Source organism: Burkholderia vietnamiensis LMG 10929 (assembly GCF_000959445.1).
Lineage (GTDB): Bacteria > Pseudomonadota > Gammaproteobacteria > Burkholderiales > Burkholderiaceae > Burkholderia > Burkholderia vietnamiensis.
Genome location: NZ_CP009632.1, coordinates 666596 through 683129, shown reverse-complemented (window position 1 = coordinate 683129; position 16534 = coordinate 666596). Strand labels below are relative to the sequence as shown.

Here is a 16534-nt window from a genome sequence, read left to right as displayed (position 1 = left end):
AAACCGGGAGACATCGAGTCAGTTCAGGATTCTCGATCTCCCCCGGTCTCACCGCTCGGATCGATGGGCGCGATTGGTTCAGCTGACTCGGTTGAGGCAGTGTGTTCCTGGACGAGGCGCTTGAGCGTGCGGGTATGAACGTCGAATTCGCGTGCGACTTCGGTCAACGAGCAGGTCTGGAGCATCTCCAGCGCACGCTGGCGCTGCCCTGGGTCGAGTGAGTGCCGACGCCCGAGGCGTTGCCCGCGCGCGCGCGCCGCAGCAAGTCCCGCGCGCGTGCGTTCGCTGATGAGGCGCTTCTCGAACTCGGCCAGTGCGGCGAGCACGTGAAACACCAGCACGCCCCCCGACGACTGCGTATTGATGGATTCCATCAAGGAGATGAACTCCACGCCGCGTTTGTTGAGCCGCTCGATCAGTTCGACGAGCTTGCTGAGCGATCGACCGAGTCGATCAAGCCGCCAGACGACAAGTGCGTCACCGGGCTGAAGCGTGGCGAGCGCGGAGTCGAGTCCGGGCCGGTCGAATACGGCGCCAGAGACGCCCTGGTCGGTGAACAAGGCATCGCATCGCGCATCGTGCAGCGCATCAATCTGGAGCGCCAGATCTTGTTCATCGGTCGACACACGAGCATATCCGACCTTCATGACAAGGATTCCAGACGGCTGAGATTGAAGCTTGTGACAAATACAAAGCGAGCAATTCCGTATGAATAAATAAGGACAACAAAAAACTCAGACACGTAAATCATTCTCGTTTAAACCATGGCAACGTATGACTGGAAGGCCAGATCAAACGGATATCAATTGCGGCCTGCACGCCCGCAACGTGCAACGCGTTGCATGCTCCATCATCGGCGAAGCAGCGGAAAAGTTTGATCCAAAGCAGGCGACTGTTAAGGATCGTAAAACTGTTTGAATCACGGCCAAATTCTACTGGACATAAACGGTCGTTTTTGTCTTTCAATGCTTTCAGTCGACAACCCCTTGTCCGGCGGGCCTCCGCAGGGACAAATCGTGATTTTTTGTAACTCTGCAACAAACGACCCTTTTTCCGGCACGGATCTCCAGCCCCCGCGGGAGCGCATTCAAAGCAGGCCTTGCGCAATCGTAGAGCTAACGAGAAGTCCTTACCGACAGGGGTTCGGCGATGACCGACATGAGGGTGGCGGAGCAGATATGGGATGCGATGCGCACGCATCGTATCCAACTGCATTTTTCGCGAATCCATCGCGCTGACGATCCGAACGATGTGCTGTATCGCGAATGCCTCGCGCGCATTCCCGTCGCCGATGGTCAATGGCGGGCCGCCTCTGCTCTGCTCCCTGCGCTGACGCGTCTGAATCTGGTTTCGACATTTGAACGCTACGTGTTGCGACGGGTAATCCAGTTTTTAAGGGATCACCCGGACGAGATCGTGGGCGTGAATTTTCAATGCGACGGATTTGACTCGGCCTGGACTGCGGCGCTCCTGGAATTGGAGGTCGAGACGGATGTGGCGAAACGGCTGATCGTCGAGGTCCCGGAAACGTCACACGTCTCGCGCGAGTTTGTGCAGTTCATCCGGCGCGCCGGTTGCCGGATCGCAATCGACGGGTACGGCGTCGCGTACGGGATGCGTGCCGACATTGCGATCGGTCATCCAGACATTGTGAAGTTTGACCCATCGCTGTTGACTGAGGCACGGCAGGCGGACGCGGGGCTGGAGCAATTGAGCCGGTTGATTCGCCTGGCATCGGATGTCGCCACAGAAGCGGTGGTGCTGACGGGGGTGAGAGGGCCGCAGGACCTGAGCGTGGCCGCGCGCGCCGGGGCGCCTTGGGTGCAGCCCGCGCGAGACGAGCCGGGCGCGCCCTAGCGAGGGAAAGCCCGTCCGGAAGCAGCAGAACGAAAACACACGGAATGAGCGCGATGGCAAGACCAACCAAATGGAAACCGATACCTGGCAAGGAGCTGAATCTGGCGGGTGAGGCCGGCGGCGCCGTGCTGCAGGCGTTGTCGGACTGCTTGGGACGGTGCGGCGAGTCCGCGCCGAGTATGGACCGCGCTGAAGACTGGCTGGAAGGGCTGCGTCGGTGCGCGCACCTGCTGGTGGCCCTCCACCTGCCTGAATGGGTGTCGCAGGCGACGCAGGCATATGACGCCGGATTGGCGCAGGGATTCTATGGCACCGCGTCTGCTATCGGCGTCGGAATGGAAGAGTGTCTGCCAGGAACAGGGAGTGGGAATAGCCATGTGCCCCTAAGAGAACCGGAGTCAAGTGGCCATTCCGATGATCAGACAATCGAAAACCAAGTTCGAGAACTTACCAAATCATTGCGAGTGCTGGGGAGGGAGCACGGAGATGAGTTGCGTCGCTGGTTAGGTCTGGGTTAGGCACGATCCGAGTTCAATCATCTCGGAAACACTGCTTAGTGATAAGCACTCCAAAATGTTTTGGAGGGCTGGACAAGTTCGTACCTGGAGAATGGGTGGCATATGAATAAGGTCTATCGAACCATATGGAATAAGGCGCTGGGCGCCTTTGTCGCTACATCGGAAAACGACAAGTCACATGGTAAAGGTCGGAGTGGTGAATCAACCCGCGTTCAAGATGCGCGCCTTGGAGGCGCTTCAAGTGCGGTGGGATATGAAGCGTCTTACGGGACTTTTGAGATTGGAGGAGCGCGGCATAACCAGTTTCTCGGAAAGCGTGCGATTGCTATGCCATTCGCTCTTATGCTGGGGAGCTTTGGCTTGATGTCGTCTGCGAACGCGCAGCTGTTTGTCAACAACGGTACCGACCCGACCTGCGCCTTAATTTTTGATGGCAGCGCAGTCACTTATCAGTCGCAGGTCACACAATCGGAGTGCAACGCCAACCTATCGACTCAGACTACGCACTCAACCTTCTATGGCACCCACCTCAATGGTTCACCACCTTGGGCATCAAACCTGAGCCTTGGGGGCTCGTTATATGTCAACGGAGGTCAAATCGGCCTCGCCGATATCTCGGGTGGAACTTTCTCAATGCGCATTGGCAGCACCGCGACTATGAACGGCCTCGCGGGGCTGGACTCGATCGCCATTGGGTCAGCGCAGACCGCGATATCGGACGGAGCAGCCACCGCTGCGACAGTGGCGAGTGGAGCGTGGTCGATTGCCCTAGGCACGGCAACGCAAGCGGTCGGCGCTGCCAGCGTTGCTATTGGACCGCGCGCGGTCGCGATCAATGCCAACGACGTCGCGCTCGGGGCTAGCTCGATCACGGCCGTGCCGAATCCGACAGCCGGTACTACTATCGGCGGTATACCCTACGCGTTTGCCGGTGCCGGACCGACAAGCGTGGTGAGCGTCGGCGCACCGGGTATGGAACGTCAGATCACCAACGTTGCCGCGGGTCGGGTCAGCGCCGCGAGTACAGACGCCATCAACGGTTCGCAGCTGTTTGCCACCAACTCTGCCATCGAGAACCTGTCGACCACGTTTAGCACAAGCACCAGCGCGGTCGCGTCCCTGTCGACATCGACATCCACAACCGCGAGTTGGCTGTCGACCGGTATGAGTTCGTTGTCCACGGGTTTGAGCACCACCAATAGTAATGTGGCATCCGTCTCGACTGGCCTCAGTTCGTTATCCACGGGCTTGAGTACTGTTAATAGCAATGTTGCGTCGCTTTCGAGCGGCGTCAGCACGCTGTCGAGTGAGGCCGTCAAATACGACAAGAACGTTGATGGCACGGTGAACTACAACAGTGTGACGCTCAACCCGGGTGGGACAAGCGCGCAAATCCATAACGTTGGGGCGGGTACGGCGGGCACGGACGCGGTCAACGTGTCGCAACTGAGCACAGTAGTATCGACGAGCAAGACGCGTTACTACAGCGTCAACGACAACGGTGTCCAACAGGGGAACTACGGCAATGACGGTGCATCTGGGCTCAATGCAATGGCTGCAGGGACGAATGCGATCGCGGCCGGGGCGAGCTCTGTTGCTCTAGGCAACGGAGCGAGTGGAACTGGCGCACAAAGCATTGCGATCGGCAATGCCTCGACAGCCACATCGTTTGGAGGCGTTGCAGTCGGTTCTGGGGCCACGGCAAGCCATGCAAATGACATCGCTCTGGGCACGAATTCAGCGACGGCAATTGCAAACCCGACATCGGGCACCACCATTGGAGGAACGGCATACAGTTTTGCCGGGGCAACCCCGACGAGCGTTGTGAGCGTCGGCTCACTGGGCAACGAGCGCCAAATCACGAATGTGGCGGCGGGTCAATTGAGCGTCACAAGCACGGACGCCGTTAACGGAAGCCAGCTTTACGCGACAAACCAGGCGATTGGCAGCATGTCAACGTCGGTATCTACTGGGATCAGTTCCCTCGCGACGGGCCTCTCCACGACGAACAGCAATGTGGTGTCGCTGTCGACTTCTGCGTCGACGACGGCCAGCTCGCTGTCCACGGGCGTGAGCTCGCTCTCGACGGGCCTGTCAACGTTGTCGAATGAGGCGGTTAAGTACGACAAGAACGCCGATGGCACGGTGAACTACAACAGCGTGACGCTCAACCCGGGTGGCACGTCGACGCAGATTCACAACGTGGCGGCGGGTACGGCGGGCACGGATGCGGTCAACGTGTCGCAGCTGAGCACGGTGGTGTCGACGAGCAAGACGCACTACTACAGCGTGAACGACAACGGCGTGCAGCAAGGCAACTACGCCAATGACGGCGCGACGGGCGTAGGCGCACTCGCAGCAGGTATCAATTCAGTAGGTTCGGGCGCGAACAGCGTCGCGGTGGGCGCTGGCGCAACGGCCAGCTCCGATGGCGCCGTGGCGGTGGGCAATAGCGCGGTGGCTACCGGTGGCAAGGCGGTATCGATCGGCGTGGGCAATACTGCAAGCGGCGATGGGGCAGTGGCCATCGGCGACCCGAACGTCGCTATCGGCGCAGGGGCGATTGCTCTGGGTGTGAACGGCACGGCAAACGGAAGCGGCGCAGTGGCACTGGGCTTCCAGAATACGGCGAATGGCAACGGATCGGTGGCGCTGGGCAACACCTCGACCGCGGCGCAGGCTGGCGCGGTGGCATTGGGTCAGGGCGCAGTAGCGACCAATACCAATGACGTCGCATTGGGTTCCGGCTCGGTCACTGGTGTGGCAAACCCTGTGAGTAGCGCGACGATCGCGGGTCAGTCATATGCGGTTGCTGGCACCGCACCGACGAGCGTGGTCAGCGTGGGTGCGCCGGGCGCGGAGCGTCAAATCACCAACGTGGCAGCGGGTCAGCTGAGCGCGACGAGTACCGATGCGGTCAATGGCAGCCAGCTGTTCGCGACGGACCAGGCGGTCGGTAGCCTGTCTACCTCGACCTCTACGGGGATCAGTTCGCTGTCGACCGGCTTGTCAACCACCAACAGCACGGTCGCGTCGCTGTCGACGGGAACCAGCACGCTCACTAGTGGTATTGCATCGCTGTCGACCTCGACGTCGACGACGGCCAGCTCGCTGTCGACCGGCGTGAGCTCGCTCTCGACGGGCCTCTCCACGACAAACAGCAACGTTGCGTCGCTGTCGACCTCGACGTCGACGACGGCCAGCTCGCTGTCGACCGGCGTGAGCTCGCTCTCCACGGGCCTCTCCACGACGAACAGCAATGTGGCGTCGCTGTCGACTTCCACGTCGACGACGGCCAGCTCGCTGTCGACCGGCGTGAGTTCGCTCTCCACGGGCCTCTCCACGACAAACAGCAACGTGGCGTCGTTGTCGACCTCGACGTCGACGACGGCCAGCTCGCTGTCGACCGGCGTGAGTTCGCTCTCCACGGGCCTCTCGACGACGAACAGCAATGTGGCGTCGCTGTCGACCTCCACGTCGACCACGGCCAGCTCGCTGTCGACTGGCGTGAGCTCGCTCTCGACGGGCCTCTCCACGACGAACAGCAACGTTGCGTCGTTGTCGACCTCGACGTCGACGACGGCCAGCTCGCTGTCGACCGGCGTGAGCTCGCTCTCGACGGGCCTCTCCACGACGAACAGCAATGTGGCGTCGCTGTCGACCTCGACGTCGACGACGGCCAGCTCGCTGTCGACTGGGGTGAGTTCGCTCTCGACGGGCCTGTCAACGTTGTCGAATGAGGCGGTTAAGTACGACAAGAACCCCGATGGCACGGTGAACTACAACAGCGTGACGCTCAACCCGGGTGGCACGTCGACGCAGATTCACAACGTGGCGGCGGGTACGGCGGGCACGGATGCGGTCAACGTGTCGCAGCTGAGCACGGTGGTGTCGACGAGCAAGACGCACTACTACAGCGTGAACGACAACGGCGTGCAGCAAGGCAACTACGCCAATGACGGCGCGACGGGCGTAGGCGCACTCGCAGCAGGTATCAATTCAGTAGGTTCGGGCGCGAACAGCGTCGCGGTGGGCGCTGGCGCAACGGCCAGCTCCGATGGCGCCGTGGCGGTGGGCAATAGCGCGGTGGCTACCGGTGGCAAGGCGGTATCGATCGGCGTGGGCAATACTGCAAGCGGCGATGGGGCAGTGGCCATCGGCGACCCGAACGTCGCTATCGGCGCAGGGGCGATTGCTCTGGGTGTGAACGGCACGGCAAACGGAAGCGGCGCAGTGGCACTGGGCTTCCAGAATACGGCGAATGGCAACGGATCGGTGGCGCTGGGCAACACCTCGACCGCGGCGCAGGCTGGCGCGGTGGCATTGGGTCAGGGCGCAGTAGCGACCAATACCAATGACGTCGCATTGGGTTCCGGCTCGGTCACTGGTGTGGCAAACCCTGTGAGTAGCGCGACGATCGCGGGTCAGTCATATGCGGTTGCTGGCACCGCACCGACGAGCGTGGTCAGCGTGGGTGCGCCGGGCGCGGAGCGTCAAATCACCAACGTGGCAGCGGGTCAGCTGAGCGCGACGAGTACCGATGCGGTCAATGGCAGCCAGCTGTTCGCGACGGACCAGGCGGTCGGTAGCCTGTCTACCTCGACCTCTACGGGGATCAGTTCGCTGTCGACCGGCTTGTCAACCACCAACAGCACGGTCGCGTCGCTGTCGACGGGAACCAGCACGCTCACTAGTGGTATTGCATCGCTGTCGACCTCGACGTCGACGACGGCCAGCTCGCTGTCGACCGGCGTGAGCTCGCTCTCGACGGGCCTCTCCACGACAAACAGCAACGTTGCGTCGCTGTCGACCTCGACGTCGACGACGGCCAGCTCGCTGTCGACCGGCGTGAGCTCGCTCTCCACGGGCCTCTCCACGACGAACAGCAATGTGGCGTCGCTGTCGACTTCCACGTCGACGACGGCCAGCTCGCTGTCGACCGGCGTGAGTTCGCTCTCCACGGGCCTCTCCACGACAAACAGCAACGTGGCGTCGTTGTCGACCTCGACGTCGACGACGGCCAGCTCGCTGTCGACCGGCGTGAGTTCGCTCTCCACGGGCCTCTCGACGACGAACAGCAACGTCGCCTCGCTGTCGACCTCGACGTCGACGACGGCTAGCTCGCTGTCGACCGGCGTGAGCTCGCTCTCGACGGGCCTCTCCACGACGAACAGCAATGTGGCGTCGCTGTCGACCTCGACGTCGACGACGGCCAGCTCGCTGTCGACCGGCGTGAGCTCGCTCTCGACGGGCCTCTCCACGACGAACAGCAATGTCGCGTCGCTGTCGACCTCGACGTCGACGACGGCCAGCTCGTTGTCGACCGGCGTGAGCTCGCTCTCGACGGGCCTCTCCACGACGAACAGCAATGTGGCGTCGCTGTCGACTTCCACGTCGACGACGGCCAGCTCGCTGTCGACTGGGGTGAGTTCGCTCTCCACGGGTCTCTCGACGACGAACAGCAATGTCGCGTCACTGTCGACCTCGACGTCGACCACGGCTAGCTCGCTGTCGACTGGCGTGAGCTCGCTCTCGACGGGCCTCTCCACGACGAACAGCAATGTGGCGTCGCTGTCGACCTCGACGTCGACCACGGCCAGCTCGCTGTCGACCGGCGTGAGCTCGCTCTCGACGGGCCTCTCCACGACGAACAGCAATGTGGCGTCGCTGTCGACTTCCACGTCGACGACGGCCAGCTCGCTGTCGACTGGGGTGAGTTCGCTCTCCACGGGCCTCTCGACGACGAACAGCAATGTCGCGTCACTGTCGACCTCGACGTCGACCACGGCTAGCTCGCTGTCGACTGGCGTGAGCTCGCTCTCGACGGGCCTCTCCACGACGAACAGCAATGTGGCGTCGCTGTCGACCTCCACGTCGACGACGGCCAGCTCGCTGTCGACTGGGGTGAGTTCGCTCTCGACGGGCCTCTCGACGACAAACAGCAACGTTGCGTCGCTGTCGACTTCCACGTCGACGACGGCCAGCTCGCTGTCGACCGGCGTGAGTTCGCTCTCGACGGGCCTCTCGACGACGAACAGCAATGTGGCGTCACTGTCGACCTCCACGTCGACCACGGCTAGCTCGCTGTCGACCGGCGTGAGCTCACTCTCGACGGGTCTGTCAACGCTGTCGAATGAGGCGGTTAAGTACGACAAGAACCCCGACGGCACGGTGAACTACAACAGCGTGACGCTCAACCCGGGTGGGACCGCTGCGCAGATCCACAACGTCGAAGCAGGCACCGCCGCTACGGACGCCGTCAACGTGTCGCAACTGAGCACGGTGGTAGCAGCCAACAAGACGCATTACTACAGCGTCAACGACAACGGCGTGCAGCAAGCGAACTACAACAACGATGGCGCCACCGGTGTCAACGCGCTGGCTGCGGGAACCAACGCCTCGGCGTCCGGTACCAGCAGCGTTGCAGTCGGCGATGGCGCGTACGCCAGTTCTGGTGGCGCCGTTGCTGTCGGCAACAATGCGACCGCGATGGGTGGCAAGGCCGTGTCGATCGGGGTGGGCAACACCGCGAGCGGCGACGGTGCGGTGGCCATCGGTGACCCGAACGTGGCAGTCGGAACGGGTGCGTTCGCGGCAGGTGCCAACAACAGGGCGTTGGGCAACGGTGCAGTGGCGGTTGGTAACCTGAACCAGGCCAATGGCGATGGGGCAGTGGCACTGGGCAATACCTCGGTGGCTGGTCAAGCCGGGGCCGTGGCACTGGGACAAAGCGCGGTGGCAACCAACGCCAACGACGTGGCGCTGGGTTCGGGCTCCGTCACGGCGGCACCGGTGCCGACGGCGGGTACCACGATTGGCGGCACGGCCTACACATTCGCAGGCGCTACGCCGACGAGCGTGGTGAGCGTGGGTGCGCCGGGCGCGGAACGCCAGATCACCAACTTGGCCGCGGGTCAGGTCAGTGCGACGAGCACCGATGCCATCAATGGTTCGCAGCTGTTCGCGACCAACACGGCGATCGGCAGCCTGTCCACTTCGGCCTCGACGGGCATCAGCTCGCTGTCCACTGGGCTGTCGACGACGAACAGCAATGTGGCGTCGCTGTCGACCTCGACGTCGACGACGGCCAGCTCGCTGTCCACGGGTCTGAGCACGACGAACAGCAATGTGGCGTCGCTGTCGACCTCGACATCGACGACGGCCAGCTCGCTCTCGACGGGCTTGTCCACCACCAACAGCACGGTGACGTCGCTGTCGACTTCCGCGTCGACGACGGCCAGCTCGCTGTCCACGGGTGTGAGCTCGCTCTCGACAGGCCTGTCCACCACCAATAGCAATGTGGCGTCTCTGTCGACTGGTCTGTCCACGACCAACAGCAATGTGGCCTCGCTGTCGACCGGTCTGTCCACGACCAACAGCAATGTCGCATCGCTGTCCACGGGTCTGTCGACCACCAACAGCAACGTGTCCTCGCTGTCCACATCGAGCTCGACGGGTATCGCGTCGGTTTCGACCACGGTCAGCACGCTGGGTAGCCAGACGGTGAAGTACGACACCAACCCGGACGGCACAGTGAACTACAACAGTGTGACGCTCAACCCGGGTGGCACGCCGACGCAGATTCACAACGTGGCGGCCGGTACGGCGGGCACGGACGCAGTCAACGTGTCGCAGTTGAGCACGGTGGTGTCGACGAGCAAGACGCACTACTACAGCGTGAACGACAACGGCGTGCAGCAAGGTAACTACGCCAATGATGGCGCGACGGGTCTGAACGCGCTGGCCGCGGGCACCAATGCCTCGGCCTCGGGTGCGGATAGCGTAGCGATCGGCAACGGTGCGAATGCGTCGCTGGCAGGTGCGGTGGCGCTGGGTGCCGGGTCGGTCACGGCGGTGGCCAATCCGACCGCAACCGGCACGATCGGTGGCGTGACCTACAGCTACGCCGGCACCAGCCCGACGAGCGTGGTGAGCGTCGGCGCGCCGGGTGCGGAACGTCAGGTCACCAACGTGGCGGCCGGCCGGGTGAGCGCAACCAGCACGGATGCCATCAACGGAAGCCAGCTGTACGCGACGAACGAGGCGATCGGCAGTCTTTCGACGTCCACTTCGACCAGCGTCAGTTCGCTGTCCACGGGCATCAGCTCGCTGTCGACGGGACTGTCGACGACCAACAGCACGGTGTCCTCGCTGTCGACGTCGACCTCGACGACGGTCAGTTCGCTGTCCACGGGCGTCAGCTCGCTGTCGACGGGGCTGTCTACCACCAACAGCAACGTGTCCTCGCTGTCCACCTCGACCTCGACCGGGATCAGCTCGCTGTCCACCGGCCTGTCGACGACCAACAGCACGGTTGCGTCGCTGTCGACCACGTTCAGCACCAGCACCAGCGCGGTGGCGTCGCTGTCGACCTCGACGTCGACGACGACCAGCTCGCTGTCGACCGGTGTGAGCTCGCTCTCCACGGGCTTGTCGACGACCAACAGCACGGTGTCTTCGCTGTCGACTTCGACGTCGACGGGCTTTGTGTCGCTGTCGACGGTGATTTCGTCGAGCAAGACGCACTACTACGGCGTGAACGACAACGGCGTGCAGCAGGCGAACTACAACAACGACGGCGCGACGGGTGTGAACGCGCTGGCCGCTGGGGTAGCTGCCAGCGCATCGGGTACCGACAGCCTGGCGGTCGGTCACGGTGCGAATGCGTCCGCCAACGGCGCCACGGTGATCGGTGCGAATGCACTGGGTACAGGCGTGGGTAGTGTAGCGCTCGGCCAGAACGCCACAGCGTCCGCGCCGAACTCCGTCGCGCTCGGCTCTGGTTCCGTGGCTAGCGAAGCCAACACGGTGTCGCTGGGTTCGGCCGGCAACGAGCGGCGTCTCACGAACGTGGCCCCGGGAGTGAACCCGACCGACGGCGTGAACATGTCGCAGCTGAACTCAGTGCGTAACGACATCGGCTCGGTGGCCCGCAAGGCCTACTCGGGCGTGGCAGGTGCGGTGGCGCTGACCATGATCCCGGACGTGGATCTGGGCAAGTCGTTCATGATCGGTATCGGTAGCGGCAGTTATCAAGGGTATGCCGCGGCGGCGATCGGGTTCACGGCTCGGTTGACCGACAACCTGAAGTTGCGTGGCGGGGCGAGCTTGAGCGGCTCCGGCACGACCTTCGGGGTGGGTATCGGCTACCAGTGGTAATCGGCTGAACGCGCCCGGTCCTTCGGGGCCGGGCGCGCTAGGCACCTTCTGCCATTGCAATTGGCTATCAAACAGAAGACGAGGTACGACATGTTGCAAAGAACAAAAGTGGTTTTACTGAGCGCGGCCGTGCTTGCGGGCTGTTCCGCGTCGGGGCCGACCTTCAACGCGTACTCGCTGCGGCTGGCCAACGGCGAGCAGGCTTACCGGGTGGATTGCTACGGCATCTTCGAGGGGCAGGGCACTTGCCACAAGAAGGCCGAGGAGATCTGCGGCAATCAACCGGTGCGCGCGCTCGAGGACGCTGCGCCGCTGGGCTCGACGTCGGACGGAAAGCCCAACACGCGGATCCTGACATTCCAGTGCGGCGTGCCGTCGGCGCCGCCGCCGGTGGTGGCCCCGGTTCCGGTGCCGGTGCCGCCTCCTCCGCCACCGCCGCCGGCGAAGGTGGTGCTCGGCGGCGACGCGAACTTCGATACCGCGAAGTGGACGTTGCGTCCGGAAGCGCGCGCGAAGCTGGACAAACTCGTGTCGGACGCGAGCGGCGCGACGTTCGCGCTGGTGACGGTCAAGGGCTACACGGACTCGCGCGGCTCCGACGCCTACAACCTGAACCTGTCGCAGCACCGGGCGGAGACGGTGGCGGCCTATCTGCGTGATCACGGCCTGCAGGCACAGCGGTACGCCGCACACGGCTACGGCAAGGCCGACCCGGTGGCCTCGAATGACACGGTCGAGGGGCGTGCGAAGAACCGACGCGTGGAGATTCAGTTGGATCAACGCTAAGAGTGGCCTGGGCAACCGCGTCCTCGTGCGCTGGATTACTCCCCCGTTAATCCACGCGTTCTGCGGTTGCCGCTTTTGGGGAGAGGGTTGGCCATGCTCGGCTCTCTCCTCCTTTTTACGGGGAAAACGGGGAATCACGGCGGACCACCGCCGGGCAATCGAGCATGATCACGAGGCGATAACAGGCGATGCGAATCGGCATATCCATACTGACCCATGCAGGTCAGAACATTTGGGAGAACGGGCTCGGCCAGAATGTTTTCTTCCTGGCGCGGCTCTTGAGGGCGCTGCCGTTTGTGACGGACGTAGTGCTGCTCAACTGCGGTGACCAGACGAGTGTGGCGGCCAACGCGCAAGACGGTGGCCAGCCGCTTCGGCTGATACCGATGCGCGAGGCGACGGAGTGCATCGACGTGGCCATCGAGATGGGCGGCGGCCTGGACGTTGAGTGGCTGGACTATCTGCGCGCACGCGGCAAGCGCGTGGTGTTCTTCTGCTGCGGCCAGCCGTACGTCGGACTGATCGAGCCGTCAGTTTTCAAGCGCTCGGGTTATTTCACGCGCGCGAACCGGTGCGACGCGATCTGGATCCTGTCGAAGGACCGGGATTTCGCGCCGATGCTGCGCACGTTGCACCGCTGCCCGGTGATCGAAGTGCCGTATCTGTGGGATCCGGTATTCGTCGAACAACGGGCCGCCGAGATCGAGCGCGCGGGCCTGCACTTCGGCTATCAGGCGCGGCAGGAGCACGAACGCGGCCTGCGGGTGGCGATCTTTGAGCCGAACATTTCGGTGGTCAAGAACTGCGCGATCCCACTGCTGGTGTGCGAGGCCGCCGCCCGGGCTGAGCCTGAGTCGGTGTCGCGCGTGCACGTGCTCAATAGCGTGCAGATGCAGCGTCATCCGACCTTCGAATTTCTCACTCGCTCGCTGGAGCTTGCCCGCGACAACAAACTTCAACTGGACCAACGACACGATTTTGTAGGTTACATGAGCCAGTTCGCCAACGCGGTCGTGAGCCACCAATGGCATAACGACCAGAACATTTTGTATCTGGACGCGCTGTATGGCGACTATCCGTTGATTCACAACGCGCCGTGGATTGCAGAGCTGGGCTACTACTACCCGGACTCGGATATCGAGCAAGGCGCGTCGCAGCTGGTGAGCGCGGCGAGCGATCACGACGACCAACTTAGCCATTATCGGCACCGATCGCGCGCGTTTCTCTCCGCGCTGTCCAGCCAGACGCGCGCGAACCGTATCGCCTATGCGCAATGCCTGCTGCACCTGGTGGGGCGGACAGCCCAGGAGGGCGCACGATGAGCGTGACCAAACGACTGAAGATTGGGGTGACGATTTTTCTGCGCAAAGGCCACCAGTCGATCTGGGAAAACGGCATCTTCCAGAACTGCTATTTCCTCGCACAACTGCTGCAGCGCTCGCCGCTCATTGACTCGGTGGTGCTGGTCAATGGCGGCGACGGCGAGCCCCACGAGGCCCAGGCTTTTCTGGAGCATTCGCCCGCGCCAGTGATCGACCTGGAAACCGCGCGCATGGAACTCGACGTGGTCATCGAACTGTCCGCGCAACTGAATCCGGATTGGGCACGCGCTTTTTGCGCACGCGGTGGCCATGTGATCGGCATGCGCGTTGCCAACGATTATGTGATCGACATCGAGCGGATGATGTTCGACCTGCCGCACGGCATGCTCGCCTCGGGCACGCCATACAGCGCGATCTGGACGCTGCCGGCGTTCGAGCGCAGCTGTGCCTCGTATTACGGGGCAGCGCTGCGCGCGCCGGTGCGAGCGATGCAACACCTCTGGAGCCCGGCGCTGCTCGAGCGCACGCTCGCATCGTCGGGTAATGAAGGCTTCGGCTATGCGCCCGGGCGCGAGCGCTGGCGGCTTGCGATTCTGGAGCCGAACATCTGCATGGTCAAGACATCGCACGTGCCGATGCTGCTCGCGGATCTCGCGCATCGCCAGGATCCGTCGTTCATCGAGCACCTGCGCGTGTTCAACACATTGCACCTGAAGGACGACGCGCAGTTCGCGGGATTCGCACGCAGCCTGGACTTGGTCAATCACGGCCGCGCGACGTTCGAGCCGCGCGTGCCGATCTACGAGATCCTAAACCGGCAGGCCGACGCGATCGTCGCGCACCACTGGGAGAACGCCCAAAACTATGTGTACTACGAGGCGCTGTACGGCGGCTATGCGCTGATCCACAACTCGGCGTTCCTGAGCGGGTGTGGCTACCGCTACGCCGATTTCGACTGCGAAGATGGAGCGCTCGCGCTGCGGCGTGCGTTTGCCGAACACGATGTGGACCTCGTCCGGTATCGAGATGAGGCGCGCCAGTTTCTCGCGACACTGGACCCGCTCGCTGAAAGCAACGTCGCTCAATACGGGGCGGCCATTGCCGAGTTATACGAATGAGTACCGCGATGAAACGACACGGGCTCGTGCGGGGTGTCGGGCCGGCCATCAGGGCATCGCTGGTGAGCGCGGCGGTCGCGGCGAGCGTGCTCGCCCATGCGCAGGGTCTGGCTGGCGACGGTGCGGCGACGCCTACGCCAACACCAACGCCGCCCACGAGCGTCGTGACCACGCCGGCGACGGTGCTGGGGCGCGCGGCGCACGCAATCGGCATCCGGCGCTGCGCGGGCGCGATCGACGCGGTGGCGAGCCGCGCCTTTGTCAACGCACAGCGTCAGGACGTGGTTCTCGACTGGGACCGCAGCAATCCGGACGGGGCGCCGTTTTTTTCGTTATCGGGTATCGAGTACCGGGAGTCGTCAGCGATCCTGTCGCTGACGACTTCGCCCGCCTTGCAAGGCGGCTGCACGATCCTTGCCGAACGCATCTCGAGTGCGCCGCTTGCGTGCCGCGAGGTGGCACGTGCGGAGTTGACCGGATATCAGGCCGCCGCACTGGTGCGCGGCGTGACGGTGTATGTGGATCCGCACCATTCGCGCGAAACAGTGACCCTCGTCGAGGCACCGCCGTCGTGTGTGATCGTGCGGCGCCAAGTTCAATTTTCCTGGGGTGTCTCGCGATGAATGGTCAACAACAACGACAACACCCGCGTGCCTTGCGCATCGGTATCACGATCGGACTGCACAACGAAGCCGAAAGCCTGTGGGTCAACGGCATTAAGCAGAACGCGCTGTACCTGATGCGTGTGTTCCAGCACTCGCCGCTCAAGCATGCGGTGTGTCTGGTGAACACCACGCAGGTGGCGATCACGCCGCAGCTGCCGTGGGATCTGACGCAGTTCCCGGTCAAGCCGTTCGAGGCGGCCAAGGACGATCTGGACGTGCTCGTCGAGCTGGGCGGGCAGATCAACGAAGCGCAGTGCAAGTACCTGCAGTCTCGCGGCGCACGGGTAGTGAGCTACTGCTGCGGACCTGAGTACGTGCAGATGATGGAGGCGATGATCTTCAGGCGCCGCATGACCGATCAGGTCTTCATCAACCAGTGCTACGACCAGGTGTGGGTGATCCCTCAGGTGATGGAGACAAGCGCCCACTTTTTCCAGACGCTGCGGCGCAAGCCGGTGCACCAGGTGCCGTTCGTATGGGACCCGATGTGTCTGGATGCACGCACCGTGAACCTGCCGAACGGGGGGCAATACCGACCCCATGCTGGACCGAAGCGGCTGTCGATTATGGAGCCAAACATCGATGTGATGAAATTCTGCCTGTACCCGCTGTTGATCGCGGAGCAAGCGTACCGGCGCGTTGGCGCGCAGATCGCGCACGTGCACGTGACCAATGCCGACTGGCTGGCGCTCGGCAGCCCTGAGTTCATCGGCGTGATGCAGTACCTGGATCTGGTGCGCGAGCACAAGGCGAGCTTCGTCGGCCGCTATGAGACGCCCCAGTTTCTGAGCGAGCTGACCGACGTTGTGATCTCGCACCAGTGGGGCCTCGCGCTGAACTACTACTACTTCGACGTGTGCTGGAACGGCTACGCGCTCGTGCACAACGCGCAGCTGTGCGCGGGACTGGGGTACTTCTACCAGGGCAACGACGTGGAGGCCGGCGCACGGCAGTTGGTCACGGCGCTCACGCGCCACGACGAGCAGTGGCAGGACTACCGCACCCGCCAGCGCGAGGTGATCGGCGGTTTCTTGGCCACGAACCCGAAGGTGGTCGCGCAATACGATCAGTTACTCGCAGGCTTATTCAGGGGATAAATCAATGAAACA

Annotated in this window: 11 protein-coding genes and 2 pseudogenes; 10 read left to right on the top strand and 3 right to left on the bottom strand. The window is 63.0% G+C overall.

Annotation, left to right across the window (positions count from 1 at the left end):
• Positions 1–23: 23 nt before the first annotated feature.
• Both AK36_RS28080 and AK36_RS33525 read right to left on the bottom strand, forming a co-directional pair.
• Positions 24–647 (bottom strand): recombinase family protein, encoded by a 624-nt coding sequence (locus AK36_RS28080; protein ID WP_045579745.1) that lies wholly within the window; start codon positions 645–647, stop codon positions 24–26.
• 100 nt (positions 648–747) lie between these two features.
• A complete protein-coding gene (locus AK36_RS33525; RefSeq protein WP_144410692.1) occupies positions 748–966 on the bottom strand; it encodes a hypothetical protein in 219 nt (72 codons plus the stop codon).
• A 183-nt stretch (positions 967–1149) separates the two neighbouring features.
• Here AK36_RS33525 and AK36_RS28075 point away from each other — a divergent pair, with 183 nt between their 5' ends.
• The 3 genes and pseudogenes from AK36_RS28075 to AK36_RS34795 all read left to right on the top strand — a co-directional run.
• Entirely contained in the window at positions 1150–1857 is a 708-nt protein-coding gene (locus AK36_RS28075) for an EAL domain-containing protein (RefSeq protein ID WP_052691595.1), read from the top strand.
• A 44-nt stretch (positions 1858–1901) separates the two neighbouring features.
• Positions 1902–2375 (top strand): hypothetical protein, encoded by a 474-nt coding sequence (locus tag AK36_RS33520; RefSeq protein ID WP_144410691.1) that lies wholly within the window; start codon positions 1902–1904, stop codon positions 2373–2375.
• 102 nt (positions 2376–2477) lie between these two features.
• Positions 2478–3428, top strand: a pseudogene (locus AK36_RS34795) (ESPR domain-containing protein); the annotation flags it as partial.
• On the opposite strand, the gene AK36_RS34505 reads toward AK36_RS34795, so the two are convergent.
• The gene (locus AK36_RS34505) at positions 3356–3718 is read right to left on the bottom strand and encodes a hypothetical protein (RefSeq protein WP_230948170.1); all 363 of its coding nucleotides are present in this window, start codon (positions 3716–3718) and stop codon (positions 3356–3358) included. The pseudogene AK36_RS34795 and the gene AK36_RS34505 sit on opposite strands and share 73 nt — an antisense overlap.
• Positions 3719–3755: 37 nt before the next feature.
• On the opposite strand from AK36_RS34505, the pseudogene AK36_RS34790 reads away from it, so the two are divergent.
• The 7 genes and pseudogenes from AK36_RS34790 to AK36_RS28015 form a co-directional block, all read left to right on the top strand.
• Positions 3756–10670, top strand: a pseudogene (locus AK36_RS34790) (ESPR-type extended signal peptide-containing protein); the annotation flags it as partial.
• Positions 10671–10730: 60 nt separating this feature from the next.
• The gene (locus AK36_RS34835; protein WP_479686438.1) at positions 10731–11534 is read left to right on the top strand and encodes a YadA family autotransporter adhesin; all 804 of its coding nucleotides are present in this window, start codon (positions 10731–10733) and stop codon (positions 11532–11534) included.
• Positions 11535–11624: 90 nt separating this feature from the next.
• On the top strand, positions 11625–12320 hold the full coding sequence (locus tag AK36_RS28035; protein ID WP_045579741.1) for an OmpA family protein: 696 nt from the start codon (positions 11625–11627) through the stop codon (positions 12318–12320).
• Positions 12321–12508: 188 nt separating this feature from the next.
• Entirely contained in the window at positions 12509–13642 is a 1134-nt protein-coding gene (locus AK36_RS28030; RefSeq protein WP_045579740.1) for a DUF2827 domain-containing protein, read from the top strand.
• A complete protein-coding gene (locus AK36_RS28025; protein ID WP_045579739.1) occupies positions 13639–14760 on the top strand; it encodes a DUF2827 domain-containing protein in 1122 nt (373 codons plus the stop codon). Before AK36_RS28030 ends, AK36_RS28025 begins: the two co-directional genes overlap by 4 nt.
• An 8-nt stretch (positions 14761–14768) precedes the next feature.
• Positions 14769–15383 (top strand): hypothetical protein, encoded by a 615-nt coding sequence (locus AK36_RS28020; RefSeq protein ID WP_045579972.1) that lies wholly within the window; start codon positions 14769–14771, stop codon positions 15381–15383.
• Positions 15380–16522: a DUF2827 domain-containing protein gene (locus AK36_RS28015; RefSeq protein ID WP_045579738.1), complete on the top strand. Its 1143-nt coding sequence runs from the start codon at positions 15380–15382 to the stop codon at positions 16520–16522. Before AK36_RS28020 ends, AK36_RS28015 begins: the two co-directional genes overlap by 4 nt.
• The last annotated feature ends 12 nt before the right edge of the window (positions 16523–16534 follow it).